Origin of the sequence: Paenibacillus sp. alder61, assembly GCF_020179875.1 — a bacterium.
Lineage (GTDB): Bacteria > Bacillota > Bacilli > Paenibacillales > Paenibacillaceae > Fontibacillus > Fontibacillus faecis.
This window is the reverse complement of record NZ_JAIUDG010000005.1, coordinates 134,750-159,333: the sequence shown is the minus strand read 5'-3', so window position 1 is coordinate 159,333 and position 24,584 is coordinate 134,750. Positions and strand designations below refer to the sequence as shown.

Annotated in this window: 25 protein-coding genes; 9 read left to right on the top strand and 16 right to left on the bottom strand. The window is 52.1% G+C overall.

Going from position 1 to position 24,584, the window contains the following annotated elements; genetic code table 11:
- Window positions 1-6: 6 nt before the first annotated feature.
- The 7 genes from LBW89_RS07035 to LBW89_RS07005 form a co-directional block, all read right to left on the bottom strand.
- On the bottom strand, window positions 7-990 hold the full coding sequence (locus LBW89_RS07035) for an ABC transporter permease (protein WP_213508107.1): 984 nt from the start codon (window positions 988-990) through the stop codon (window positions 7-9).
- 30 nt (window positions 991-1,020) lie between these two features.
- A complete protein-coding gene (locus LBW89_RS07030) occupies window positions 1,021-2,541 on the bottom strand; it encodes a sugar ABC transporter ATP-binding protein (RefSeq protein ID WP_225038833.1) in 1,521 nt (506 codons plus the stop codon).
- The gene (gene rbsK, locus LBW89_RS07025) at window positions 2,542-3,495 is read right to left on the bottom strand and encodes a ribokinase (protein WP_225038832.1); all 954 of its coding nucleotides are present in this window, start codon (window positions 3,493-3,495) and stop codon (window positions 2,542-2,544) included.
- Window positions 3,496-3,511: 16 nt separating this feature from the next.
- Window positions 3,512-4,204, bottom strand: coding sequence for a ribulose-phosphate 3-epimerase (rpe, locus tag LBW89_RS07020; protein ID WP_225038831.1), 693 nt, complete (start codon window positions 4,202-4,204; stop codon window positions 3,512-3,514).
- 210 nt (window positions 4,205-4,414) lie between these two features.
- Entirely contained in the window at window positions 4,415-5,176 is a 762-nt protein-coding gene (locus tag LBW89_RS07015; protein WP_225038830.1) for a DeoR/GlpR family DNA-binding transcription regulator, read from the bottom strand.
- A gap of 364 nt (window positions 5,177-5,540) precedes the next feature.
- Window positions 5,541-5,747 (bottom strand): hypothetical protein, encoded by a 207-nt coding sequence (locus LBW89_RS07010; protein ID WP_225038829.1) that lies wholly within the window; start codon window positions 5,745-5,747, stop codon window positions 5,541-5,543.
- 42 nt (window positions 5,748-5,789) lie between these two features.
- Window positions 5,790-6,668 (bottom strand): helix-turn-helix transcriptional regulator, encoded by an 879-nt coding sequence (locus tag LBW89_RS07005; RefSeq protein WP_225038828.1) that lies wholly within the window; start codon window positions 6,666-6,668, stop codon window positions 5,790-5,792.
- A gap of 196 nt (window positions 6,669-6,864) precedes the next feature.
- Between LBW89_RS07005 and LBW89_RS07000 the strand changes: the two genes are divergently transcribed.
- From LBW89_RS07000 to LBW89_RS06970, 7 genes are all read left to right on the top strand, one after another.
- Entirely contained in the window at window positions 6,865-7,434 is a 570-nt protein-coding gene (locus LBW89_RS07000) for an NADPH-dependent FMN reductase (RefSeq protein WP_225038884.1), read from the top strand.
- 23 nt (window positions 7,435-7,457) lie between these two features.
- Window positions 7,458-7,760: a Dabb family protein gene (locus LBW89_RS06995; RefSeq protein ID WP_225038827.1), complete on the top strand. Its 303-nt coding sequence runs from the start codon at window positions 7,458-7,460 to the stop codon at window positions 7,758-7,760.
- 41 nt (window positions 7,761-7,801) lie between these two features.
- Window positions 7,802-8,545 carry an SDR family oxidoreductase gene (locus tag LBW89_RS06990; RefSeq protein ID WP_225038826.1) on the top strand — a complete coding sequence of 248 codons (744 nt, stop codon included), beginning with the start codon at window positions 7,802-7,804 and terminating at the stop codon, window positions 8,543-8,545.
- 455 nt (window positions 8,546-9,000) lie between these two features.
- A complete protein-coding gene (locus LBW89_RS06985) occupies window positions 9,001-9,555 on the top strand; it encodes a dihydrofolate reductase family protein (RefSeq protein WP_225038825.1) in 555 nt (184 codons plus the stop codon).
- 226 nt (window positions 9,556-9,781) lie between these two features.
- On the top strand, window positions 9,782-12,049 hold the full coding sequence (locus tag LBW89_RS06980) for an ATP-binding cassette domain-containing protein (RefSeq protein ID WP_225038824.1): 2,268 nt from the start codon (window positions 9,782-9,784) through the stop codon (window positions 12,047-12,049).
- Window positions 12,050-12,651: 602 nt separating this feature from the next.
- Window positions 12,652-12,957: an N-terminal phage integrase SAM-like domain-containing protein gene (locus LBW89_RS06975; protein WP_225038823.1), complete on the top strand. Its 306-nt coding sequence runs from the start codon at window positions 12,652-12,654 to the stop codon at window positions 12,955-12,957.
- A gap of 69 nt (window positions 12,958-13,026) precedes the next feature.
- The gene (locus LBW89_RS06970) at window positions 13,027-13,602 is read left to right on the top strand and encodes a site-specific integrase (RefSeq protein WP_263639053.1); all 576 of its coding nucleotides are present in this window, start codon (window positions 13,027-13,029) and stop codon (window positions 13,600-13,602) included.
- A gap of 74 nt (window positions 13,603-13,676) precedes the next feature.
- On the opposite strand, the gene rlmD is transcribed toward LBW89_RS06970, so the two are convergent.
- From rlmD to LBW89_RS06950, 4 genes are all read right to left on the bottom strand, one after another.
- Window positions 13,677-15,356: a 23S rRNA (uracil(1939)-C(5))-methyltransferase RlmD gene (gene rlmD / locus LBW89_RS06965; RefSeq protein ID WP_225038822.1), complete on the bottom strand. Its 1,680-nt coding sequence runs from the start codon at window positions 15,354-15,356 to the stop codon at window positions 13,677-13,679.
- Between the two features lie 702 nt (window positions 15,357-16,058).
- Window positions 16,059-16,949 carry a diacylglycerol kinase gene (locus LBW89_RS06960; RefSeq protein ID WP_225038821.1) on the bottom strand — a complete coding sequence of 297 codons (891 nt, stop codon included), beginning with the start codon at window positions 16,947-16,949 and terminating at the stop codon, window positions 16,059-16,061.
- Window positions 16,950-17,125: 176 nt separating this feature from the next.
- The gene (locus LBW89_RS06955) at window positions 17,126-17,914 is read right to left on the bottom strand and encodes a sirohydrochlorin chelatase (RefSeq protein ID WP_225038820.1); all 789 of its coding nucleotides are present in this window, start codon (window positions 17,912-17,914) and stop codon (window positions 17,126-17,128) included.
- Window position 17,915: 1 nt separating this feature from the next.
- Window positions 17,916-18,206 carry a YerC/YecD family TrpR-related protein gene (locus tag LBW89_RS06950; RefSeq protein WP_148456330.1) on the bottom strand — a complete coding sequence of 97 codons (291 nt, stop codon included), beginning with the start codon at window positions 18,204-18,206 and terminating at the stop codon, window positions 17,916-17,918.
- 248 nt (window positions 18,207-18,454) lie between these two features.
- Between LBW89_RS06950 and LBW89_RS06945 the strand changes: the two genes are divergently transcribed.
- A complete protein-coding gene (locus LBW89_RS06945; protein ID WP_225038819.1) occupies window positions 18,455-18,955 on the top strand; it encodes a hypothetical protein in 501 nt (166 codons plus the stop codon).
- Between the two features lie 20 nt (window positions 18,956-18,975).
- Here the strand turns inward: LBW89_RS06945 and corA are convergent, their stop codons facing one another.
- The 4 genes from corA to LBW89_RS06925 all read right to left on the bottom strand — a co-directional run bounded on the left by corA (window position 18,976) and on the right by LBW89_RS06925 (window position 22,999).
- Window positions 18,976-19,935 (bottom strand): magnesium/cobalt transporter CorA, encoded by a 960-nt coding sequence (gene corA, locus LBW89_RS06940; protein WP_225038818.1) that lies wholly within the window; start codon window positions 19,933-19,935, stop codon window positions 18,976-18,978.
- A 90-nt stretch (window positions 19,936-20,025) separates the two neighbouring features.
- The gene (locus LBW89_RS06935; RefSeq protein WP_148456321.1) at window positions 20,026-21,015 is read right to left on the bottom strand and encodes an inorganic phosphate transporter; all 990 of its coding nucleotides are present in this window, start codon (window positions 21,013-21,015) and stop codon (window positions 20,026-20,028) included.
- Between the two features lie 84 nt (window positions 21,016-21,099).
- A complete protein-coding gene (locus LBW89_RS06930) occupies window positions 21,100-21,714 on the bottom strand; it encodes a DUF47 domain-containing protein (RefSeq protein ID WP_148456319.1) in 615 nt (204 codons plus the stop codon).
- A gap of 211 nt (window positions 21,715-21,925) precedes the next feature.
- Window positions 21,926-22,999: a DUF3048 domain-containing protein gene (locus LBW89_RS06925; RefSeq protein WP_225038817.1), complete on the bottom strand. Its 1,074-nt coding sequence runs from the start codon at window positions 22,997-22,999 to the stop codon at window positions 21,926-21,928.
- A 143-nt stretch (window positions 23,000-23,142) separates the two neighbouring features.
- On the opposite strand from LBW89_RS06925, the gene LBW89_RS06920 reads away from it, so the two are divergent.
- Complete coding sequence (locus LBW89_RS06920) at window positions 23,143-23,652, top strand: DoxX family membrane protein (protein ID WP_225038816.1); 510 nt, start codon at window positions 23,143-23,145, stop codon at window positions 23,650-23,652.
- Window positions 23,653-23,685: 33 nt separating this feature from the next.
- On the opposite strand, the gene LBW89_RS06915 is transcribed toward LBW89_RS06920, so the two are convergent.
- Complete coding sequence (locus LBW89_RS06915; protein ID WP_225038815.1) at window positions 23,686-24,483, bottom strand: DODA-type extradiol aromatic ring-opening family dioxygenase; 798 nt, start codon at window positions 24,481-24,483, stop codon at window positions 23,686-23,688.
- Window positions 24,484-24,584 lie beyond the last annotated feature (101 nt).

Sequence of the window (24,584 nt, the reverse complement as noted above, 5' to 3'; positions counted from 1 at the left end):
GCCTCCCTACTCTTGTACTTCGACTTTCATCAGTTTCGACTCGGCGCGTTTGCGCTGAATGACATCGTAGCTGACAGCCGTCAAGATAACGATCCCGACGACGATTTTTTGCCAGTACGTATCGATGTGCGTTAGAATGAGACCGTTCTGCATGACGCCAAGCAGCAACACGCCGAGAAACGTCCCCCACGCGGAGCCGCTGCCGCCGAGAATGTTCGCACCGCCGATGACGACTGCGGAAATAACGGTCATTTCAAACCCGAGCATACCGTTGGGGTCGACCGACTTCGTATACATCGTCTGCGCCATCGCCGCGACGCCCGCCATAAAACCTACGTAGCCATATACGAACATCTGCGTCCGCTCCAAGCTTATGCCGGCGCGCACCGCGGACACCGGGTTGCCCCCGATCGCGAAGACGGAGCGGCCGATTTTGGTATGCTTCATGACATACCAGGTCAAAACGGTGATGATCAGCATCAAATAAACCAATATCGAAATGCCGGCGATTTTTAGATCAGAGAACCGGATGAATGCTGCCGGGAAGTTGCTGCTGTTCATGTACATGCCGTTGGTGAAATACAAAATGCTGCCATTGATAACGCTCATCATGCCGAGCGTGGCCACGATCGGCGGAATTTTCACCCTCGAAATGAGTAAGCCATTGAGGAGCCCGAACACGATGCCGCACAAAATCGAAACCGCAAACGCGATGAGTACGGACCACGGCGAGTCCGGCAGCTTGGCCATCAAGTGCCCCGTAATGACGATGGATGCACTCGTGACGGCGGCCACCGACACGTCGATCCCGCCCGTAATAATTACCAGCGTCATTCCCATTGCCAAAATGGCAAGTACGACGTTCGCTTTAAAAATATCATGAAGATTGCCACCCGTTAAAAAGACGGGGTTGATGACGCTAAGCACGACGCATAAAAACAGCAGAACCGCGAGAATCCCCGTCTCCTTGGAACGAAATAACGATTTCACTTCTTCCACCTGCCTTTTATTCTCACAATCCTAAGCGTTTTGGGTTTGTTGGTGATGCGAGCCCAGGACCGCCAGATTCATAATTTTCTCTTGCGTCGCTTCTTTGATGTCGAGCTCACCGGATAGGCGTCCTTGCCGCATGACGAGGATACGGTCGCTTACCGCAAGCACTTCCGGCAGTTCGCTGGAAATGACGATGATGCCCATGCCTTTGTTGAGCAGCCGCCGCAGCAACCGGTGAATTTCCGTCTTGGCACCGATGTCGATGCCGTTGGTTGGTTCGTCGATAATCAATATTTTCGGTTCGGTTGTCAACCATTTGGCAATGACGATCTTCTGCTGGTTTCCGCCCGACAATTGCCCGGCGTTCATCGCCGGCAACGGCGGACGAATGTCGAGAATTTTAACGAAATTGTCCGCAAGCCTCTCTTCTTCCGCCCGATCGAGGAGGCCGAGCTTATTTTTCATTTGCCCTAACACCGTCACCGAAATATTGTCGATCATCGATTGGCGCAAAAACAGCCCTTGCGTTTGCCGGCTTTCGGGGATATAAGCCATCTTGTGCTTCACCGCGTCGCCCGACGATTTAATGTCGACTTGCTTGCCCGAGATGTAAACGACACCGGAGTCCGGCTTGTTCAGCCCGAACAACGCCTGAGCGAGCTCCGTCCGCCCCGAACCGACAAGACCAGTAATGCCGACGATTTCACCTTCGCGCAGCGTAAACGAAATGTCTTTGAAGTTGCCGCGCTTCGACAGCCCTTCGACGCGAAGCACTTCCGCGCCCGCTTGTGACACATCCGACCGTTCTACTATTTCGATTTTCCGGCCGACCATCAATCCGATCAATTTGTCCTCATCCAGCTCTTCTTTGTCGTAACTGCCTACGAATTTGCCGTCGCGCAGGACCGTGAACCGGTGTGCGACCTTGAACAACTCTTTCAATTTGTGGCTGATATAAATGATGGCGATGCCTTTCGCGCGTAAATTTTCGATGATTTTGTATAATTGTTCCACCTCGCCCGAAGAGAGAGAGGAAGTCGGCTCGTCCATAATGATCAGCTTCGAGTCGAAAACGAGGGATCTTGCGATCGCCACCAATTGCTGTTTCGCAATGCTCAGTTTTTCCAGCGGCATGGACACGTCAACCTCAAGTCCGAGCTCAGCCAGCGCCTCCTCCGCAAGTATTTTCATGCGGCTCCAAGGCACCCGCGACAATGCTTTGCTAGCGCTTTCACGACCGATACAAATGTTTTCGGAGATGGAAAGGTTCGGAAATAAACTCAAATCCTGATAAATCATGGCTATACCGCGAAGCGTCGCGTCGATCGGCTTTTGGAACTGCACCTTTTCACCCTCGAACACGATGTCCGCTCCGTCGTCCGGCCGCTCGGCTCCAACCAATATTTTCATTAGCGTCGATTTGCCCGCTCCGTTTTCGCCGATCAAGGCGTGCACTTCGCCGGGCTTAATGGCCAGCTGTACGTTGTCCAGCGCTTTGACCCCGGGATACGTCTTGCTTACGCCGCGCATTTGCAGCAAATATTCCATTTACGATACACCTCCCTCGTTTTTCCGCACGTCAAGGGGAATCCCGCGTTCTCGGCAAAACGCTTCCAATTCGCTCCGCGTCGGGAGGCCTTTTTGCGCCCCGAGCCGCGTCACTTTCAAAGCGCTCACCGCGGTCGCGAACCGTGCCGCTTCCAGAAGCGTCGCACCGTCGTCCAATGCAGCGGCTAAAGCGCCTGCAAACGAATCGCCCGCACCCACTGTACTTACCGCGTTGACCCGAATGCCTTCGATCCTGAAGGCTTTCCCTTCCGTGTATAGTACGGAACCTTGTTCCGCCATTTTAATGATGCTGCTCTTGACGCCCGCTTGTTCGAACCTTTTCGCCGCTTCGTTCGCCGTCGCTTCGTCGGTGACGTCGATGCCGGTCAAATGTCTCGTCTCTTGCCTGTTCGGCGTTATAAGATCCGCATGTTTCACCATGTCGAGCGTTAAGCCTTCCGCCGGCGCGGGATCCAGGATGATGTAAACTCCATGCTTTTTCGCTGTCTCCATCGCGTACAGGACGACGTCGTGCGGCACCTCCATTTGCACGAGCAGCACGCTGCTCGCTTTAATGCGTTCTTCGCATGCGTCGATGTGAGTCTTCGTCAGCCGCTCGTTCGCGCCTTTGATGACGATCATCGTGTTTTCCGCTGTCTCGTCGATCGTGACGATAACTGTGCCCGTCGAAGCTTCGTCCGTCCTGGCGAGCAGGGCGTCGCTGACGTTGTTTTCCTTTAACGACTGTACGAGCAGGTCGCCGGCCTGATCGTTTCCGACACAGCCGATCAGCGCTACACTCGCTCCCAGCTTGCCGCACGTGGCGGCTTGGTTCGCGCCTTTGCCGCCCGGCAGCATCTCGACCGATTTACCGATTTTCGTTTCGCCGTAGAGTGGGTATTTATCAACTACCGTAACGACATCCATATTGATGCTGCCGACCACTGTAATCATCGAATTATCCCCTTTTTTATCCGGGTAGCTCCATATTGAGCCGTTTTTGTTCACCCGCAATAAATTGTTTCAACGCAATCGTGTTTTTCTCTAAATCGTTGCCATAGAACAAACTGGATGTGCCGCACACGAGCATATCCGCCCCGCGCTCCATCACTTTCGGAATGGTATCGTAACTAATATTTCCATCCACTTGAATTTTTACGTCGACTTTCCGGCGGTCGATCAACGTTTTAAGGTCGGATATTTTTTGGTACATGCTCGGAATGAACTTTTGGCCTGCGAAACCCGGATTCACCGTCATGAGACAGACATAGTCCGTCACGTCCAGAACGTATTCCAACACCGCCAGCGGAGTCGATGGATTGAGCGCCACGCCAGCCTTGAGCCCGAGATTGCGAATTTGCTGCAGACCCCGTTGGAGATGAGTCTTCGTCTCTGCGTGAATCGAGATCATGTCGGCACCCGCACTCGCAAACAATTCGATGTATCTCTCCGGCGCTTCCACCATCATGTGAACGTCGAACGGTTTCTTCGTGAATCCACGCAACGATTTCACCATATCCGGCCCCATCGTAAAGTTCGGAACGAAATTCCCGTCCATGATGTCGAAATGATAATAATCCACTCCCCCAAGTTCCAACTGCTCGATATTTTCCTGCAGTTTGCCAAAGTTGGCGCACATGAGGGACGGCCCGATGAAAGCCATTTCTCCCACTCCCTTACTGACCTCTTCTTGATCCCAAAGAGTTTCTCTGTTTTTTATTTGAACCACATTGAAAACGCGTTCAATATCTGCATTTTACACTATAATAATCTTTGTTTTCAACATTTATTTTTTTGAATCAGACAAAAAGAGACCGGATGCCATGTTAGCACCCGGTCTCTTGCGCGTATTTTCAGCGATTCTAAGGAGTGTTTAAGATGTTCTTACGATGTTTATTCCTTTGTCTTTCAGCAATTGAACATCAGAGTTCGCCATTTTCGTGTCCGTAATCAACAAATCCACATCTTCGAGGCCAAGCAGGCGGATCAACGACTTTTTGCCAAACTTGCTGCTGTCCGCCACCAAAATATGTTGGTCCGAGATGTTCAATATTTTCTCTTTCAACCTGGCGTGCGCCTCGTAGGGTTCGCTCACGCCGCGCTGGTCGTCGAAACCTTGGCAGGAGAAGAAAAATTTGTCCACGTGATACGCTTCTACCATATTTTCCGCCGACATGCCGGTGATTGCCATCGAATCGCTGTCGAAGTTGCCGCCGATCAAAATGACGGAAATCTCTTTTTTCTTGATCAGCTCGTTGACAACGGCCAGCGAATAGGTCAACACCGTCAACGGCCTGTCCGGCAAATGCTTGACGAGCTGTAGACACGTCGTGCTGGCGTCCAGAGCGATAATTTCCCCTTCTTCGACAAGGGACGCGGCGTATTTGCCGATCGCTTCTTTTTGTTCCAAATGAATCGATTCCCTCTGCAATACCGGCGGTTCGAACCCTTTCTCCTTCGGTACGAGCACCGCACCGCCGTGCGTCCGCAAAATGACGCCATCCGCCTCCAGCCGGTCCAAGTCCCGCCGGATCGTTTCTTCCGTAACGCCAAATAACTTGCTCAAATCCGCCACTTTCGCATTCCCGTTTTGTTTGAGCAATTTTACAATCTCTTCTTTACGATTTATAGCCAAGGATGAACCTGCCTTTCCGCCCGAAACGTCCTGATCCTGGCGTCACCGGCACAAACATAAAATCTTCGTTTCATATAAAAAACCTGTGTTTAAAAAGAAATGGCTCTACCTCAATATACCAAAATTGTTCCATTTGTTCAATTTTATCTTCTTTTCTGAACTTCTTTCATTATCCCAAAGGTTTGCGCGCGGGTAACAACAAGATCTTTCCAGCAAAAAAGGCATTCCGCGCCCGTAACGGGGATACTTTCATGATCGGGATTTCGCAGATTTGTTCTTTTGTGTCGGCGTCAAGAAAAAAAGGAATTCCCCTTGTAGAATCCCTTCGCAATAAAGATTATAATGTTTGACTTACATCCTCTTTTTAGTTAGAAGCTGGGGCTGGGCCAGCACCTTCTGTTGGAGGTGTGTTTGGCATTTTTTCCTTTGCTTTCTCGATTTCTTCCTTCTTCAGAGGTGCACCAACCTTCGGGCTTTCAACAGTCAGGTTATATAACGGCTCGAACCTTTCCTCCACACAAGCGACACAGCACTCCACATGTGTCGTATGCTTAAGCCCTTCTTTGGACATTTAGCATCGCCGCCTCCACCTTCAACTCAATCCTCCGGCATTCTAAACTCTTGAAGAAGATTCAAGCTCCTCTGAATGCTGGCTCTGATAATCGATTAACAGTTGCTGCATCTTATCCACCGTGCCATCGGGATGAGGAACATGAATGGAAACGGTCAAATTAGAATCGTTCAAGTAATGAAACGAAACAAGATCAAAATTCAAGATCCCGAGATTCGGACAATGCAGCGTCTTAGGTGCATCAATAGCATCGAGCACCTCTTGGGAATCCCAAAATTCCCGAAACTCCCTGCTAGCTTGTGAAAGCGCCTCGAACTGCTCGGACCACCAAGGATCGTCGACGTGACAAGCATACCCGGCATGGAAATTAGCAACGATTCGCCGAGCATGCAGCTCCCATTGGTCTCCCTTCAGAAAGCGGAAACGGGGAGAAGTAAACGTCATCCATACCAAATTACGCTCCCTCTCCGACATCACCGTGAGATTCCCATTTAATGCGCAGTAAGCTTCATTCCAGGCAATGATGTTCATGCGCGCATCCATGACATTCGTAGGGGAAAGGTTCTGGCTATCCAAAAAACGTTGAAGCTCCGGCGTTACCTTAGAGGGTTGCTTCGTACCGATCAAGGGAAATTGTTTACGGGCAAGATGGTACAGATGCCTGCGTTCCGACTCATCTAACCGAAGCACCTTCGCTATTCGATCAAGGACCTCAGCGGATACGTTGATATGACGCCCTTGTTCCAAATAGGTATACCAATCCAATCCCACATCTGCCAGCAGAGCTACCTCGCTGCGGCGAAGTCCGGGTGTTCGTCTGCGTCCGGAATCCGGCACCCCTGCTTGCTCTGGGGTTATTCGTTCACGGCGTGAACGCAAAAAACGGGACAATTCCTCATAACGGTCCAATCTGTTTGCCATGTCCGCCATACCTCCTACCCATTCATGAACGTAGGACTCTTAATCCTACGATAACTAGATCTCTTCCTAGCCTCTTCGGGTCCATATAGACTAGTTTATGTCCTCCTTAGGAGGAATAGCAAGAATGGATAGACATGGGGGGATCCGCCCTACCTGTTCAACGCCATTCAGACCCTATGCATATGAGGTGATGAAAATGAAAGTAGCCGCCATAGTCGGAAGCATTCGCAAGGAATCATACAACCTGAAGTTAGCTCGTTATATTCAAAACCGTTATCAGCATCTTTTTCAGTTGGATGTGCTGAACATTCGGGACCTCCCCTTTTACGATCAGGATATCGAATCTGTTCCGCCGCAGCCGGTGATCGATTTTAAGGCAAAAGTCGCCGCTGCCGACGCGGTGTTGTGGATCACTCCGGAATATAATTCGACCATTCCCGGCGTCATGGCGAACGCGATTGACTGGTTATCCCGCGTGGATCGAGTCATGATCGGGAAGCCCTCATGGATCGTCGGATCTTCCATGGGATTATTGGGTTCGGTCAAAGCGCAGGGCCATCTGCGTGACATTCTGTTCGCATCCGGTATTTCCTCGCCGTTGTTGCCTGGAAATGAAGTGTACATTGGTCTTGTTCATGAGAAGTTTAACGAGAAGGGTGAGCTGGCTGATGATCCTATCATTCAGTACCTTGATCTTGTAACCGACAATTTCGTGAAATGGATGAAAGAGCTCTCCCAATTGAAGCAGCTCCAAAGTCAAAAATAACTAGAAACCTAGGAGGGAGTAAGATGTTTGAGCATATCGTGCTATTAAAATTCAAGCCCGATGTTTCTATTGAAGTAAAAGAAAGTGCAATAAAACGCGCATATGACTTTAAAGGGAATATTCCGGGGATTGTGGAACTTAGCGCCGGAATTAACGTTACGGAGGAAATAGAGCATATGCACGGGTTTACGTTGGGAATCAGAGTCACTTTCGAGGATCAACAGGCTTGCCGGGATTATATTCAGCACCCCCTGCATCAAGGATTATTGCAATCCATTGGCCCGTTTGTTGAAGGAATCGTCGTTATGGATTACCCGTTTGCTTAATGTTCCCCTTTAAAACAGATTAGAAAGGAGAGCTTGCTGAAATGGATAAAAAGCTTGCCGGCAAAGTTGCCTTGGTCACCGGAGCATCCAGAGGAATCGGCAGAACCATTGCCGAGTATTTAGCGAATCATGGCGCCAAGGTCGTTATCAACTTTGCGAATCGTGCAGATCAGGCGGCAGACGTTGTACAGAACATTCAAAGGAATGGCGGTGAAGCCGCAGCAATTCAGGCCGATATCAGCCGATTGAGCGAGTTGGAGAGACTCTATCAAGAAACCATGAAAACGTTCGGAAAGCTTGATATTGTGGTGAATAACGCGGGGATCATCATTACAAAACCTGTTGGCGATGTTACGGAAGCGGATTACGACCAGCTATTTGCGATTAATGTCAAAGGGACCTATTTCTCATGCCAGCTTGCTGCTAAGCATTTAAACGCGAATGGCCGCATTATCAACTTTTCCACTTCAGTGGCGGGTCAGATGTTCCCTGCATACAGTCTTTATGCGGGCTCCAAAGGAGCCGTTGAACAATTCACGCGGCAATTGGCCAAAGAGCTTGGAAATAAAAAAATTACGATTAATGCTGTAGCACCAGGCCCTATAAATACCGAGCTTTTCACGGTTGGCAAAACACCTGAACAAATCCAGGGACTAGCCAACATGAACGCCTTTGGACGTCTCGGAGAGACCGAGGACATTGCAGGTGTGATCCTCTTTCTTGCGAGCGAAGAATCGCAGTGGGTTACGGGACAAACCATCCGTGTTAATGGTGGATTCATTTAATCAATCCAATCTAAATACACTGTCTAGCAGATAATAAGAAAAGTACCACGGACCGCGGTCACTCCCTGACCCTGCATTATGTTGCCGCTCAGTTCCCCTGTCGGGAAACGAGCGGCTTTCTCTCGTCCTTGAAAGTACCTTTGGCCGGATCGATGGATTAACTAAAAGAGGAGTTTCAAAAAAGACTATTAGACAAGTTAAATCAGGTCAAGCGGCGTCTGGACGGAAGGTGAATGGCATGATCTGGTTCATAGCGGGGATGACTGTTGTTGACGTTTTAACACTTTTTTCAATGGTTGATGAGAACCCACGTAGAAGAAATGCTTGTTGCTTTTGAGGAATCGCTCTGACGGACAACATTGTTAAAAAGTTATCCTCTCTTTTATTAATATGACATAAGGTGACGTATTTGAGGTCTATAATAGGCGTTAGATTAACGAGAGGAGTAACAAATCATGAAACGAAGAATAATTTTAGATTTAGCGGTTACTTTAGATGGTTTTATTGAAGGGAAAAGTGGTGAAGTCGATTGGTGCATTATGGACTCTGAGATGGGGTTTAATAATTTTTTAAAACAAATTGATACAATTTTATATGGAAGAAAAAGCTATGAATTATGGGGACAATTTACTCCGGAAATTGAACATACGGATTCTGAAAAAGAGTTTTGGGAATTGGTTCATAATAAAGAGAAATATGTGTTTTCCAGGACGCAAAAGGGGACTGATAATAAAGCAATATTCATAAATGATAGTATTCTTGAGGAAGTAAATAAATTAAAGAATAAGCCTGGTAAAGACATCTGGCTATATGGTGGAGCAAGTCTTATTACAACTTTTATCAATTTAGGACTTGTTGATGAATTTAGATTATCTGTTCACCCTGTTGTTTTGGGAGAAGGGAAACCGCTTTTTGTGGATATAAAACAGAGGTTGAATTTAAAAATGGTTCATACAAGAACGTTCTCCTCAGGCGTTGTACAACTAATATATCATTTTGATGGGAACTAATAATATTGCACATTCCATTGATAAGATCGTTAGTTTCATATTAAAAGCGGCAAGTCTACGACTATATTTTCTGGTCTTCGACCGCCGTTTTTTCATTTCGCATCGTTAGCCTTCCGGGTGCCGAACAAACCTTATCTGTACTGAGAACATTCGTCTAATCATGACATCTGTCGTCGTGATTATTCCGTTATAAAAGCTAAGAAAATAGAAATCCGAGGTGAAGTCTATGGACGTCGAAGATATCATAATCAAAGGAGCACGCGAGAATAACCTGAAAAACGTGAATGTCCGTATACCGAAGCGAAAAATCACAATCTTCACCGGCGTCTCGGGCTCGGGCAAATCTTCATTGGTATTCGACACCGTAAGCGCAGAAGCTCAGAGGCAGCTTAATGAGACTTTTACCGCATTCATCCGCAATCGGCTGCCCCGGGTTCAACAACCGGATGCCGATCTCATCGAGAACTTGTCCACGGCGGTTGTTATCGACCAGAAACGACTCGGCGGAAACTCCCGTTCGACGGTCGGCACCATCACGGATATTTATGCCATGCTCCGGTTGCTTTTCTCCAGAATCGGCAAGCCTTTTGTCGGCTCTTCACATTGTTTCTCGTTTAACGACCCGGCCGGCATGTGCCCGGAATGCTCCGGAGTCGGACAGGTGGTGCAGTTTGATATGGACAAGCTGCTCGACAGGTCCAAGTCGCTGAATGAAGGCGCAATCCTGTTCCCCGTATTTAAAGTAGGAAGCTGGTACTTGAATACGTATACCCATTCCGGCTTGTTCGATAACGACAAGCGGCTTGCCGACTATACGCCGACAGAATGGGATACCCTCCTCCACGGTAAAGAAAGCAAGATCGTATACCGCACCAAAGGCGGAGATATCGAATCGGAATATGAAGGTCTGCTGCCCAAGCTCACCCGCCTGTATTTAAAGCGAGACAGCAGCGAGATGTCAGATGCCAAACGCGAAACTCTTGACCGCTTTTTAACCTATAGCGAGTGTAACCTTTGCATGGGAAGCCGGCTAAATCAAGCGGCCTTGGGCTGCCGGATTAACGGATACAACATTGCCCAATGCGCAGCGATGGAGATTAGCGAGCTAATACGTATGATTGAAAACATTCGGGATCCCGTTGCCGGTCCGATGATTGGCGGGATTCTGATCCGGTTAAACCATCTGGTCTCTATTGGGCTGGAGTATCTGAGTCTGGACCGCCCAACCGCAACCTTGTCGGGCGGGGAGTCGCAGCGCATTAAGATGGTCCGTCATTTGAGCAGCAGTCTTACCGACATGATCTACATTTTCGATGAACCGAGTGTCGGACTGCATCCGCGGGATGTCCATCGTCTGAACGGCATGCTGCGCCAGCTCCGGGACAAAGGGAATACCGTGCTCGTCGTCGAACACGACCGCGAAGTCATGGAGATCGCCGATTACATCATTGATGTTGGACCTCATGCGGGAACTCGAGGCGGAGAAATCGTCTACGAAGGCGACTTTACGGGCTTGCTGCGCGCGGATACCTTGACAGGACGATACTTGAAGCAAAGTCTGCCCTTGAAAACTTCAACCAGGGTGCCCAAGGGCTGGATGTCCGTAGCCGGCGCCAGCCTGCATAATCTGAAGGATGTGACAGTCGATATACCCGTCGGTGTGCTGACCGTGGTAACGGGAGTAGCCGGCTCAGGCAAAAGTACGTTGATTAATGGAGCATTCCTGCCATCGCATCCGGAAGCGATTGTCATTGATCAGACGGCCGTGGGCACGTCCATCCGCTCCACTCCGGCTACCTATACGGGGATAATGGACGAGATCCGCCGGCTATTCGCAGCCGCCAACAAGGTGAGCGCTTCCCTGTTCAGCTTCAATTCCAAGGGAGCCTGTTCAAACTGTCAGGGTCTTGGGATGATCTACACGGATTTGGCCTTTCTCGAGCCGGTAAGGACGACATGTGAAATTTGCTCGGGCAAGCGGTTTAGCGATGAAGTGCTACAGTATAAACTGAACGGTAAATCCATCAGCGACGTCCTCGCTATGACGGTACGGGAAGCTTCGGCGTTCTTCAGCGGGAAGAAACTGCTCCGTCAAATGCGGACGCTTGAGGATGTGGGGCTCGGATACATAACGCTGGGCCAGCCTCTGAGCACCTTGTCGGGCGGGGAATGCCAACGCATCAAACTGGCCGGGGAACTTCACAAGGAAGGCAGTCTCTATGTAATGGACGAGCCGACAACCGGACTGCATATGTCCGATATCTCCCGTCTGATGGACATTATGAATCGCTTGGTCGACGGGGGCAACACGGTGGTGGTCATCGAACACAACCTGGATGTGATCAAGAGCGCAGACTGGATCATTGACATGGGCCCCGAGGGCGGCCAACGGGGCGGCCGAATTGTATTCGAAGGCACTCCTGTCCAGCTTGCTGCTGCCGAGCATTCGATAACGGGGGCGTATTTGCGCAAGGCGGAAACCGGAGCCGATTGAGCTCCTTCGATAGTTAGATAACGACGGCAGCGGCCAAATCCGCTGTCCATTGAAGTATCGGGGACGTTAATTCAATGATTGTTCAATCTAGGCTAGAACAACAAATAGCGGGCTAGAACAAGAAACAAACGGCTGCCTAACTGAAGGCAGTCGTTTCTTTCTTGAGGTGGAAAGATCCACGAATGAATGTTCCATTATCGACAAATGGGGCAAGTTCTTATCGTTTATAGGGTCAAGTTCTTGTCGTCCGACAATAATCCCTCTATAAATAATATTTCCACGCAAGATCAAAATACTTTTCCTGCGTGGAAGTCCACTTCTGCGCTATTCTTGTTCTTCCCAGCTATCCTTAACTGCTTGGATATTTCTCTTTATTCGGTTTGCCCTACTTAGATAGATCGACCAATAATCCCCTACCACCCTATAATCATAGCTTTCAACTAAATAGCTCATAGGCCATGATGTATTAAAAGAATCAATACATTAAAATCGAAGACAAATCAATTTTAAAAACGAAGAAACGGCTAAATGGTTATTTCAATGATGAACTAGTTAAGTTCAAGATTGAAGTTGAAGCCGGAGAATACATCGCGCCAGAGAAGATGCGCTTCTCGGCCTTTGTCCAAGAATGGGAAAAGAAATATGCAATAAAACATCTTGAAGTCACCACTCTAAACACGTATAAGCGTTGTTTAAAAAAGCGGATTCTTCCTGTGTTCGGTCATCACAGGCTTGATCAGATCAAGCCTATTCATATCCTGAACTACTTGGATTCATTTGAACAGGATGGAAGTCGGTTAGATGGAAAACAGAGGAAGTTGTCGTCTGGCAGTGTGTTTATGATGTATCGGATTTTGAAGAATATCTTTAGTCGCGCTGTTGGAGAATTATTAAGAGCAATCCCGTAGCCGATTGTCGCGCGGCCTTGCGTTAAGTATAAAGAAACTAAGGTTTATAGCGAAGAGGAAGTTCGCCAGTTGTTTGAGGTTCTTCAAAATGAGCCATACCATTGGAGAATGATGATTACACTGGCGCTAACCACGGGGCTGCACCGAGGCAAATTGCTAGGATTAGAGTGGAAACACATTGATTTAAAAACCGGAGTCATTGATATTAGGCAGAGCATAACAGCATACAAAGATGGAGAACCCATCATTAAAGAACCTAAGACAAGGCACAGCCTTCGAAAAGTAGCCCTTCCGTCATCTGTTACTGACGAATTGAACGATTATTATCTACATTGCCGCAAAGAACGAATGAAGCTTAAAACTGTTTGGAAACGAGATGATCACTTCTTTTTATTCTTCAATGAAGAAGGTAAGCCGTTCTATCCAGAAACGCCCTACCTTCATTTCAGAAATCTATTATTGAAACATAAACTACCCTACATCACTTTCCACAGTCTTCGGCATACATCGGCAACCCTGTTGTTGAATCAGGGTGTCCATGCTAAAGTCATTTCCGAACGGTTAGGACATGCTAATATCGGTACGACCATGAATATATGGACATTTATTAAGATCAGCCGACCACGAAGCAGCAAACAAGTTTGACTTCATTTTGCCGACCACGAAGGCAAAATAACCTCCAACATTAATTCGTCACCATTTCGTCCCCAATAAAAACTTCACTCAAAACCCTTATAAATCAAGGAACAAACAGCTTCCACATGCACCGTATGCGGAAACATATCCACCGGCTGCACCTCGACCGTCCGGTACCCGCCGTCTTCCAGCACGCGCAAATCCCGGGCCAAAGTCGACGGATTGCAGCTCACGTACACCACGCGCTCCGGCTTCATCTGCAGGATCGTCTCCAAGAGACGAGGATCGCAGCCTTTGCGGGGCGGATCGACGACTATGACGTCGGCTTCAACGCCCTGCGCCTTCCAGCGCGGAATTACGTCCTCCGAGGCGCCGACCTCAAACTTCACGTTGGTCATCCCGTTCAGCTGCGCATTGCTGCACGCGTCCTCGATCGCTTCTTTGACGATTTCGACCCCGTACACCCGGTCGGCGTGCTGCGCCAAGAACAGCGAGATCGTACCAATGCCGCAGTAGGCGTCGATGACGGTCTCCTTGCCGGTCAACCCGGCGTACTCCACCGTCTTGTTATACAGCACTTCCGTTTGCACCGGATTCACCTGGTAAAAAGATCGCGCCGAGATCGCAAACTGCACCTCGCCGATATAATCATAAATCACGTCGCGCCCCCACAGGACGCGCGTTTCGTCCCCGAAGATGACGTTGGTCTGCTTCGGGTTCACGTTTTGGCAGATGCTGACCACCTGCGGGATTTGCTCCCGAATGAGGCCGATCCAGGCATCGGCATGCGGGATGTCCCGCCCGTTGGTGACGAGAACCAGCATCATCTCGCCCGTGCGGAACGCCTTCTTCACGACGACATGGCGCAGCAAGCCGCGCCCGGTCTCCTCGTTGTAGGCGGTGACGCCAAGCTGGCGGCCGATCGCTTTGACGCGGGAAACGACATCGTCGTTATGTTCGTGCTGAATCAGGCACGTTTCCATGTCGACGATGCGGTGACTGCCTCGCGCGTAAAAGCCGCCGACCAGGCCGCCGTCGGTGACGCCGATCGGCACCTGCGCCTTGTTGCGGTAGCGCCAAGGCTCGGCCATGCCGAGCGTCGGCAGCACCGTGACGCCCGGGCCGCCGGCGTCCCCGGCCACTGGCGCCGCCCCCGCCTCCGCGCCCGCGCCAGTCGTTGCACCGGCGCCGTCCGCACCGCCGCCGCGGGTCTCGCCCGCCACGCGCAGCTTGCCGATGCGCTCCAGCGCATCGACCACGTGCTGCCGCTTCCAGGCGAGCTGCCCGGCGTAGCTCCAGTGCTGCAGCTGGCAGCCGCCGCACTGGTCGTAGATCGGGCAGGGCGCAGCCACGCGGTCCGGGCTCGGCGTCAGCACGTCCAGCAGCTTGGCGTAGCCGTACTGCTTTTTGGTCTTGAGCACCTTGACCCGGACCTGCTCACCGGGCAGCGCTCCCTGCACAAAAAGCGTATACCCCTCCGCGCGGCCCACACCCTCCCCGTCATGGTTCATGCCGATGATGTCGATGACGGTCTCGTCGTTTTTGGCCACAGGAAGCCCGGCGATCGCCGCAGCAGCCGCCCCCGCGTTCCCGGCACTGCGCCCCCGGCCGCCCCGCTTGGCCCCGGTTTCCCGGCCTTGGCTCAACCCCGGCCCTGGACCATTTACACCGCCAGCGCCCTTTACCTTGGCCCCGCTCTCCCTGGCTTCGCTGCGCTTCCCTTGCCCATTTTGCGTCCCACGCTGCCTCTGCTGTTTCTTCATGCTCCATGCCTCATTTCCGCTTCTATTCCTGCATTCGCGAGCCGCCTCGCTTCGCGCGATTTACCTCGTCTAATCACCTGACACACTTACCGCAAACGGATCATGGCCGTTTCAGCTGCACGGATCACGCAGGGCCATCCTCCCGCCCGCAATCACGTCATCCCTGCATCCAACCGCTTCCATCCGCACAAAACCCCCGCCGCCAGGCAGGGGATTCTCCAACACTCGTCATGTTCTGTTCAAAATAACAGGATTTTATACCGCTAAATTCCCGCTTTATCGCCTCTTCCACACAATTAACTGGAAAAACTACCTCTATTTTTGGGGAAAATAGTACTTTTGCGCGTTTTGGCCTCAATTAGCGGTAAGTGCTCCATTTAATTCGCTCCCCTGCCCCGGAACTCGAAAATTAACTGGAGAAATTCCAGTTAATCGCCCCGGGGGGCTGGGCTTACAAGGTGGCCCGAGGTTGCCAGCGGCCGACCCGGAGGTTCGGCCCCTGATGCCCCCGCTTCGGGCCCGGCTTGTCAGCGGTCCGAGGCCCCGGTCCACCGCTCAGGCCGCGGCATCGCCGCCTAGGCCCCAGCCTGTCCCGAGCTCCCGGCTCTGGCCGCATAGGCCTCTCAGCCCATCCCGCGCTCCCAGGCCCAGCCCGTGTCCCGCCCCGGGCCCACGGCCCCTCGGCCACACATCTCCCGCAGCCTACGCAAAAATCCGCAAGTGCTGCGGCAGGATCTCGAACACGCCGGGCAGTTCGCCGCCGAGCTCGCCGTCCAGGTTGAGCAGCACGTTGCCCGGCGAGGTCACTTCCATCCGCCTCGTCTTGAAATAGACGACGTGCGGGTCGTTGAAGTGATCGCCGCGCAGCGCCATCGTGACCAGGCGGATGAACTCCGCCAGGTTGCATTTGCGCACGGCGATGACGTCGAGCATGCCGTCGTCGATCTCCGCGCCGGGGGCGAGCTTCTCGAAGCCGCCGACCGAATTGCTGTTCGCGATCAGGAACAGCATGAATTCGCCCTCCATCACCTCATGCCCCTCGGCGTTGATGATGAGTTGGGTCGGCGACAGGCTGGCCATCTTCTCGATGCCCTTCATATAATAAGCCAGCTGGCCGATCAGCGTCTTCAGCTTGCTGGGCACTTCATACGTCAACTCGGTCAGGGAGCCCCCGCCCGCGATGTTGATGAAGTGCCGCCCGTTCACCTTGCCGATGTCGATCGGCCGGGTTTTATTCTCGATCACCACATCGCAGTATTCTTCCCAGCGCTTGGGGATCTTCATCGCCCGGGCGAAATCGTTCGTCGTGCCGAGCGGAAAAATACCGAGCGGCGGCAAAAATTCCTTCCCCGCCTGCCCGGCCATGCCGTTGACGACCTCGTTGAGGGTCCCGTCCCCGCCGGCCGCGATGATAATGTCGTATCCGCGGGCGCAGGCCTCAGCGGCTTCGCGCGCGGCATCCCCTTCTCCCGTCGTCGCGTGACAGGAGGTTTCGATTCCGGCCAGATCCAGCCGGTCCAGCACATCGGGAAGCAGACGCCTCATTTCTTCACGCCCGGATGTCGGATTATATATTAACCTAGCTCTTTTCATGCCATGAACTCCACCTATTTGTCGTCTTGTATTGCACCTTCCGGCCAGCCATGCCACTTTCGGCTCCTATGATTGAAGTATACCCCATCTGAAGCCAAATGAAAGAAGGCTCCTACCCAAAGGAGAGCCTTTTCCCAGGAAATAGGGATCGGTCGGCAAAAAAGCCATGCCGCAGGCTATCTCTCCAATGATCCCATTATATTCAATATCTGCCCTAACATCCAGCGGGATAATAAGGGATGGGGCAGAAGGGCATCCCCCAAGTAGCGGAAAGTCAGTCCGGCGAGCCGTGACGGAATCGCCGTCTTCGTAAAATAGCCCGCGCTCAGGAACAGCGGAGCCACAAGGACCGTGAAGCCGCGTTCCTCGCTCCAGTAGCCGACCTTCCGGCGGACGCTGTCCGGATTCAGGAGCGCGTAGTCCGCATGGGCCAACCCGCTAACCTCGCCGGTGTGAAGCGCCAGCGACGAAATCCCTTGCTCCCAGCGCTGCCGGAAGCCGTCGTGGATGCTGCCGTGGCCGACCAAAAGCAGGACCTCCCGTGCGGGGTCCGTAGACAGCGGCTTGACCTTTTCCCAGACCAGTTCGGCAATGACCGGATCGTCGTCGATCGGATCGCCAAAAAACACGCGTGCGGAGCAGCGGAGACGTTCCATGTCGGTCTCCTTCTCCGGCGTGTTCTTCATACCTAAGGCATAAGCTATTTCATCGATATGCGTGCTTCCGGACGATACGAACAGCGGAAGGACGATTAAATCCGTGACTCCTTGCGCCTCCAGCCGGTCGATGCCATTCTGGATCAGCCGTCCTTCCACCGTTTCGAGAAAAGAGGCCTCGATCGGCAGTCCGTCCGGCAGCCCGGCCGCCGCGACTGCGACGGCCTCATCGACCAATTCAACCCAACGCGGGTCGGGAGAACCATGGCTGATGACCAGCACACCGGCCTGACATGGCTTGTCCCCCATCTCAGCGCCCCAAACGATCCAGCGTCATCTTGTAGCCGTCGTTTCCGTAGTTCAGGCAGCGCTTGACCCGGGAAATCGTAGCGGTGCTGGCGCCGGTCTCCGCTTCGATCTGGTTGTACGTATTTCCCTTGCCGAGCATTCTTGCCACTTCAAGACGCTGGGATAAAGATTGTATTTCGTTGACCGTGCATAAATCGTCAAAAAAGATATAACATTCCTCGATGTTCTTCAATGTAAGAATCGCTTCAAATAATTGATCAATCGTTTTATCGTTCAATTTCTTGAGCTGCACTAGATAATCATCCCCTACCGTTACTTAACCACAATCCCATTGTACCCGAGCGGAGTATCCCTTTTCAAGCATTAACGGTTTCACGCATCACAGAAAGAACGCCCAAATCCGGCGTCGTCTTGTTCCCCCGGGACATTCGTCTATACGCATTTGCCCCGGGGAACATACAGTGTACTATACAAACGCCTAAATCAGTGGAATTCACGGGCAAAAAACAATTCCATTTTCTCAAAAAGGAAAGTGATATCATGCCACATTATCAACCTCCCCGTCGGAGTGCGACGCCGCCAACCTATTCCCCTTATACCTCGTTTTATCCGGGAATCAATCCTTATGAAGAAGCCGAGCTGCCGGTCAAAGCCGAGTCCTCTGCGCTGGTGCCCTTGTCTTCCGGATCGGCCAGCCCGGTCCAAACGCTGCCCGCGGCGGCCGAATCGGCCTCCAAATCGTCCGGAGGCTTCTCCATACCCAATTTGGGCGATCTCAAAGGGATCATCGAAAAACTGGGCGGCATCGAGGGCATCGTCGCCACGATGGGCAAAGTTCAGAAGGTCATGCAGACGGTGCAGCAGTTCGCTCCCATGGCCAAATTGTTTACCGGCCTCCTGCCGGGGCTTAAGGGCTCCAAGGGCGGAGGGGGCGGGCTTGATGAATACAAGCCGACCCGCCGAAAGAGCCGCAGCAAGAAAAGCCGTAAAAGAGCGCCAAGCTCCCGCGGCCGTAAAAAAACCGGAAAACGCCGCCGCTAACCGCAGGCGGCGCTTTCCTTTTATTTGAACCAGCCGCGTTTGCGGAAGGCGAGAATCATCCAGACGGCCAGCATCACCATCAGGCCCAAAACGGCAAAGTAGCCGTAACGCCATTGCAGTTCGGGCATGTAAGCGAAGTTCATGCCATAGATGCCGACGATGAGCGTTAGCGGCATAAACACGGTGGTGATCACGGTCAGCGTCTTCATAATGCCGTTCATCCGGTTCGAATTCAGAGAGATGTAGGAATCCCTCAAATCTGCGGTCATTTCCCGGTCGGTTTCGATCATATCCGACAGCTTCAACAGGTGATCGTAAATATCGGCGAAATAAGCGCTCGGTTCCCGTTCTCCCTGGATATGCTCGGAGTTCAAAATCCGGTACATCAGGTCCCGCATCGGCACGATCGTCCTCCTCAGCTTGAGCAGCCGGCCTCGTAAGTCGAACACTTGATTCATCAGCAACTCTACGGATTCGCTGCTCCCCCGGTTCTCCAATTCATCCAGCTCGTCCTCCACGGCGTACACGCAGGGAAAATACTGGTCCACCAGCGCATCGATGATCATGTAGGCGGCCGCGTAAATCCCGCGGTCCCATTTTTTTCGATGCGCCAGCCGGCTGTCCATCTTCTCCCACACTTCATCGATCTCTTTAATAACGCGCTGGTGGAACGACACGAGACAGTTGCCGCCGAGGAACAAGTTCACTTCCACCGTCCCGAGCGTATCGGGATCGAGCGCGTGCAGCACAAGAAATTGCATGTCCTCATAATGATCCATTTTCGGGCGCTGCAGCACATGAAGGCAGTCCTCGATCGCCAGGGGATGAAAGTGAAAGAACGTATCCAGCTTTTCCGACTCCTCCGGAGACGGCGCGTTAAAATCCACCCAACTCCATACATAATTCAGGCTTTGGGTGTCCTCCAGCGACAGCCCTCTCTCCACCCGATGATCCCGTGTAATGCCCATTACTCGTATCAAATCGCTCCCCCCTCCCTCATCCGCTTGAATACAGAGAAAAGCCAACCTGGACAGATTGGCTTTTCTTGATCTTTTTTATAGAACAAGCCGTTAAAACAGCAGCTTATAAATCAATCCGGAAAGCACGGCCACGATCGGAATCGTAATGAACCAGGCGATGACGATTCGTCCCGCCAGCGACCAGCGGACCGCGGAGAAGCGCTTGGCCGAGCCGACGCCCAGGATTGCCGAGGTAATAGCGTGCGTGGTGCTGACCGGCAGATGAAGCATCGTCGCGCTAAAGATAACCGAAGCGCCCGTGATGTCCGCGGCGAATCCGTTGATCGGCTCGATTTTGAAAATCTTCGTGCCCATGGTCTTGATGATCTTCCAGCCGCCGATGGAGGTTCCCAGCGCCATGGCCGTGGCCGCCGAAAGCTTGACCCACAGCGGAACCTCCATATGGTTCTGGTATTCGGCGGTAACGAGCGCGAAAGTGATAATCCCCATCGCCTTTTGGGCGTCATTCGTCCCGTGGGTGAAGCTTTGAATCGCCGCCGTCACGATTTGCATTGTCCGAAAGCCTTTATTGACCGTATGCGGACTGCGTTTCGCAAAAATCCATTTCAAAAGCATCATAATGATGTAGCCGACAACAAACGCGATTACCGGCGATAGCAGCAGGCCTTCAATAATGGTCCGGAAACCGCTCCAATTCAGCTTCTCCGAGCCGGCTCCCACAAACACCGCTCCGGCAAGGGCGCCGATCAAAGCATGTGAGGATGAAGACGGAATCCCGAACCACCAGGTGATGAGGTTCCAGATAATCGCCGCCAGCAGCGTAGCGATCAGCACCTCCAACCCGTTATCCAGCTTGGCGGGATCCGCCACGCTACCGCCGATTGTCTTGGCTACCCCGGTGAACATAATCGCTCCCAAGAAGTTCATGACGGCCGCCAGCATAATCGCCGTCCGCGGCTTCAGCGCCCGGGTGGAGACAGAGGTCGCAATCGCATTTGCCGTATCGTGAAAGCCGTTTATGAAGTCAAACGCCAGCGCCAGTATGATAACGATGACAATAATAAGTAGACTCGTATCCATATCTTATTTGCACAGACCTTGGTTTCTCTATGTAAATCCGCGCAATTCCAACCTCCCGAAAATCGATTGTAAAACCAAAGCTTCTTATGAATTGCGCATAATGATGGATTCCAGCATATTCGCCACATGCTCGCAGGCATCCGTGGTCGTTTCCAGGCGTTCGTAGATCTCTTTTTTCTTGATTAATTCGATCGGATCCGAGACTTTCGCAAACAGTTCTTTGATACAGATCCGCAGCAATTCGTCGCCCTGGTTCTCCAGATCGTTCAAACGGATCGTATGCTCGCGGATGGCCAGCAGCTTCTTCTGCGACAGCAGATGAATCGCCTTTTGAATCTCATAAGCCGAATTGCGGAGCATTTCCGCAAATTGAATAATATACTCGTCAGGCTGGCTCAAATGGTACATAAAGAACCGGGATGTCGTCGCCTCCAGACCGTCAATCACGTCGTCCAGCTTCGTCGTCAGGTTCATGATATCGTCGCGTTCAATGGGGGTAATAAACGTCTTGTTCAGTTCGACAATAATCGTATGTGTGTAGCCGTCGCATTTGGATTCGAATTCTTTCATTTGCTTGGCAAATTGCTCAACATCCTTAAAGTCCGACACCTGTTGAGCGAAATAATCCGCCGAGTGCACGATCGTATCGGCCATGTTCTCCAAAGTTTGGAAAAAGATATCCTTTTTCTTCACTCGCATTTGGGTTCCCCTTTTCTCTTTTGTGTAATTTTTACACTCCTGAAACAATCCCTTAACACACTTGAATATATTATCACAACTGATACGGCTATAGTAAATTTTGTCGCAAACATTTCATCTTCATTCGCTTATATTTACCCAACAATCCCCATTCTTATCCTTCCTGTTCCAAAATCAGCCATAACCTGCAAAATTCCGGATATCACGCACCCTACTCCACCTTAAGATGACTGTCGAAATCCGGCTGATTCGGCACCACATTGAAATAGGTCGTCCCCGGCGCAAACGGAACCTCCTGATTGTCCTTCACGAATCGGATGACATCGTCCGGCCGGTGAATCCACTGCCCCCGAATCATTTTCCCGCGCTGAAACAGCACGGCCTGTCCTCCCAGCTCCAAATCGACGGACAACCGTCCCACGTCATCCAGCACTTTGTGATCCGCGCCGAGAACGACTACGTTCGCTGCGGTCAGGATTTCTCCCGTTTCCCGGTCGTTATGCGGGCTTCCGTTGACGTAACGCTGATATAGCTGGGTCGCCGCATCGTATTTATATGTAACTTTATAATTATCCAGTTGGAACTTGATCTCGACCGAGTTTGCGGAATCGCCCGCGACAAGGTCGCCCTCTTTCAGGAAGCTGTATGTCGGAACGGAGGTGTCTTCGGTCTTGTACTTGCGCTTAGCCGCCCCTTCCAGAAGCTTCTCCACGTTGGAGTACAGATTGTGCGGAGCCTTTCGCGACTTGTCCCGCCAGAAATAAGCACCCGCATTCGTAATCTCGTCGAGATCTTCCTTCTTCTGCCGCTGCAAAATCGCGTAAGCGTCATTGCTCGCGCCGGCGTGGACCAGCACCCCGTGGTAGCTCTCGCCCAGCTCGATCATATACGGGCGGATGCTGCGGATCGGCCCGATTTTGGCTTCATCCGCCCGGCTGTGGAAGATCGAGACGAGCCGGGTGACGCCGCCTTCGGCCAGCACTTCATATACGATATCGGCGCCGCCGAGCCCCGATTGCGGCCTGGCCGCGGGCGCATTATTGACCATGACCGCCAGCGGACGCCGGGTTAACGGCTCGTTGAGCGGCATCCCCGTCAACGGCGCCGTGTAGGCGGCCGCAGGCCGTTCCTCGGAAACGGGAGGCTCTTCTTCCACCGTAACCGTTTCAACCGCGGGTTCTTCCGCGGCGGGGGGATTTTTGGCGGTTCCGCAGGCGGGCAGGGCGATCAGACAAATCGACAACAGCAGGAGAACAAAACTGTTCCTTATCAGGTTTAAATTCATGATTCCTCCGTCAAAATATGTAATAAGTTCTATTATACGTCGAACAAAGTCGGAGCGAAAAGAATTTTAACCACTTCTGCCGTATTTGGTTATTGTTAAAATTTTTAATATCGGGTTTAATTAGGGGAAAAGGAGGGGACTTTATGGTTGTGAATTGGTTAAGAAACAGTCCGGTAGCTGCTTGGCTTTTGACTCTGGTCCGGATTTATGTCGGATATCAATGGTTGACTTCAGGGTGGGGAAAAATAACGGGCGGATTTGATGCCGGTGGATTTTTGCGCGCGGCCATCGAAAAAAGCGGCGGCGAGCATCCCGCCGTTCAAGGCTGGTGGGCTTCCTTCCTGGAAAGCTTTGCGCTTCCGGGGGTAGGGTTGTTTAACGTCCTCGTTCCTTGGGGCGAAGTACTGGTAGGTTTGGGCCTCGTCTTGGGGTTATTGACATGGGAAGCGGCCTTATTCGGGATGGTCATGAATTTCGCTTTCCTGTTCTCGGGCACGGTAAGCACCAACCCGCAGCTGGTGTTGCTGCAGATCTTTATCGTCGTCGCCGGATACAACGCGGGAAGAATCGGCCTCGACCACTACGTCACACCGTTTCTGCGCCGCCGTTTGGGCCGGAATCGGGATTTCGGCCACCTTTCGGGAGCCAGGTAATTCCGGCCGGCCCCCGAATTTCGCGGCAATCGGTCAGCGGTCCGGCCGGTTGCCGAACATCCAGCAGTTCAGGCTGAGGCTGCCGTATTGGTAGTCCTGGAACAGCTTGACGGCCTGGCGGTCGGAATCGGCAGCCCCCATCGCGTACAGTAAAGGAGCGAAGTGTTCCGTCGCGTAAGTAGGCACGGCTTCCCGGGCATGGGGGGCCTTTTTGTCGTACTCGAACAGGCTGCGGAGATTCCATGAGACCAGCTGTTCTCCGATCCAATCGTCAAATAGAACCGCCCACGCCGCGGGATCCGTTCCTTCGCCGGTGATTCGCCGCAAATTGTGCACCAGCCCTCCGCTTCCGATGATCAGCACATTGTCGCTGCGGAGCTCCCCCAGCATTTTACCGATCGCATATTGCTCCGCGGGAGAACGCTTCGCGTCTACGGAAAGCTCGACAACCGGGATATCCCCTTCCGGGAACATCGCCCTCAGCACGACCCAGGCCCCATGGTCCAGCCCCCGCCCCTCTACGGTCCGGGAGGGCAGGTTCCCCGCTTTAAACCTGGATATGATCTCATCGGCAAGCAGAGGATCGCCCGCCGCGGGGTAACGGATCCGGTACATCTCCTCCGGAAACCCGTAGTAATCATGCATCGTCTGATGACGATCGTCCGCGCTTACGAGTTGGACCGGCGATTCCCAATGCGCCGAGAAAATCACCGCGGCCCGCGGCCGATCCAGCGTCTCCTGCCCCAGCCGTCTGAGAAACTTCGTATAATCATTCTCCTCGATCGCCAGGGTCGGCGACCCGTGGGCTACAAACAATGCAGGCTGAACCATCTCTCTACCTCCCGTAACAAAGCCTTTCGCTTTAATTTCATTTTATCCCGAAAGGAAGTTATTTACCACTTTTACGGAAAAAGGAGATGGGTTCAGCCTGT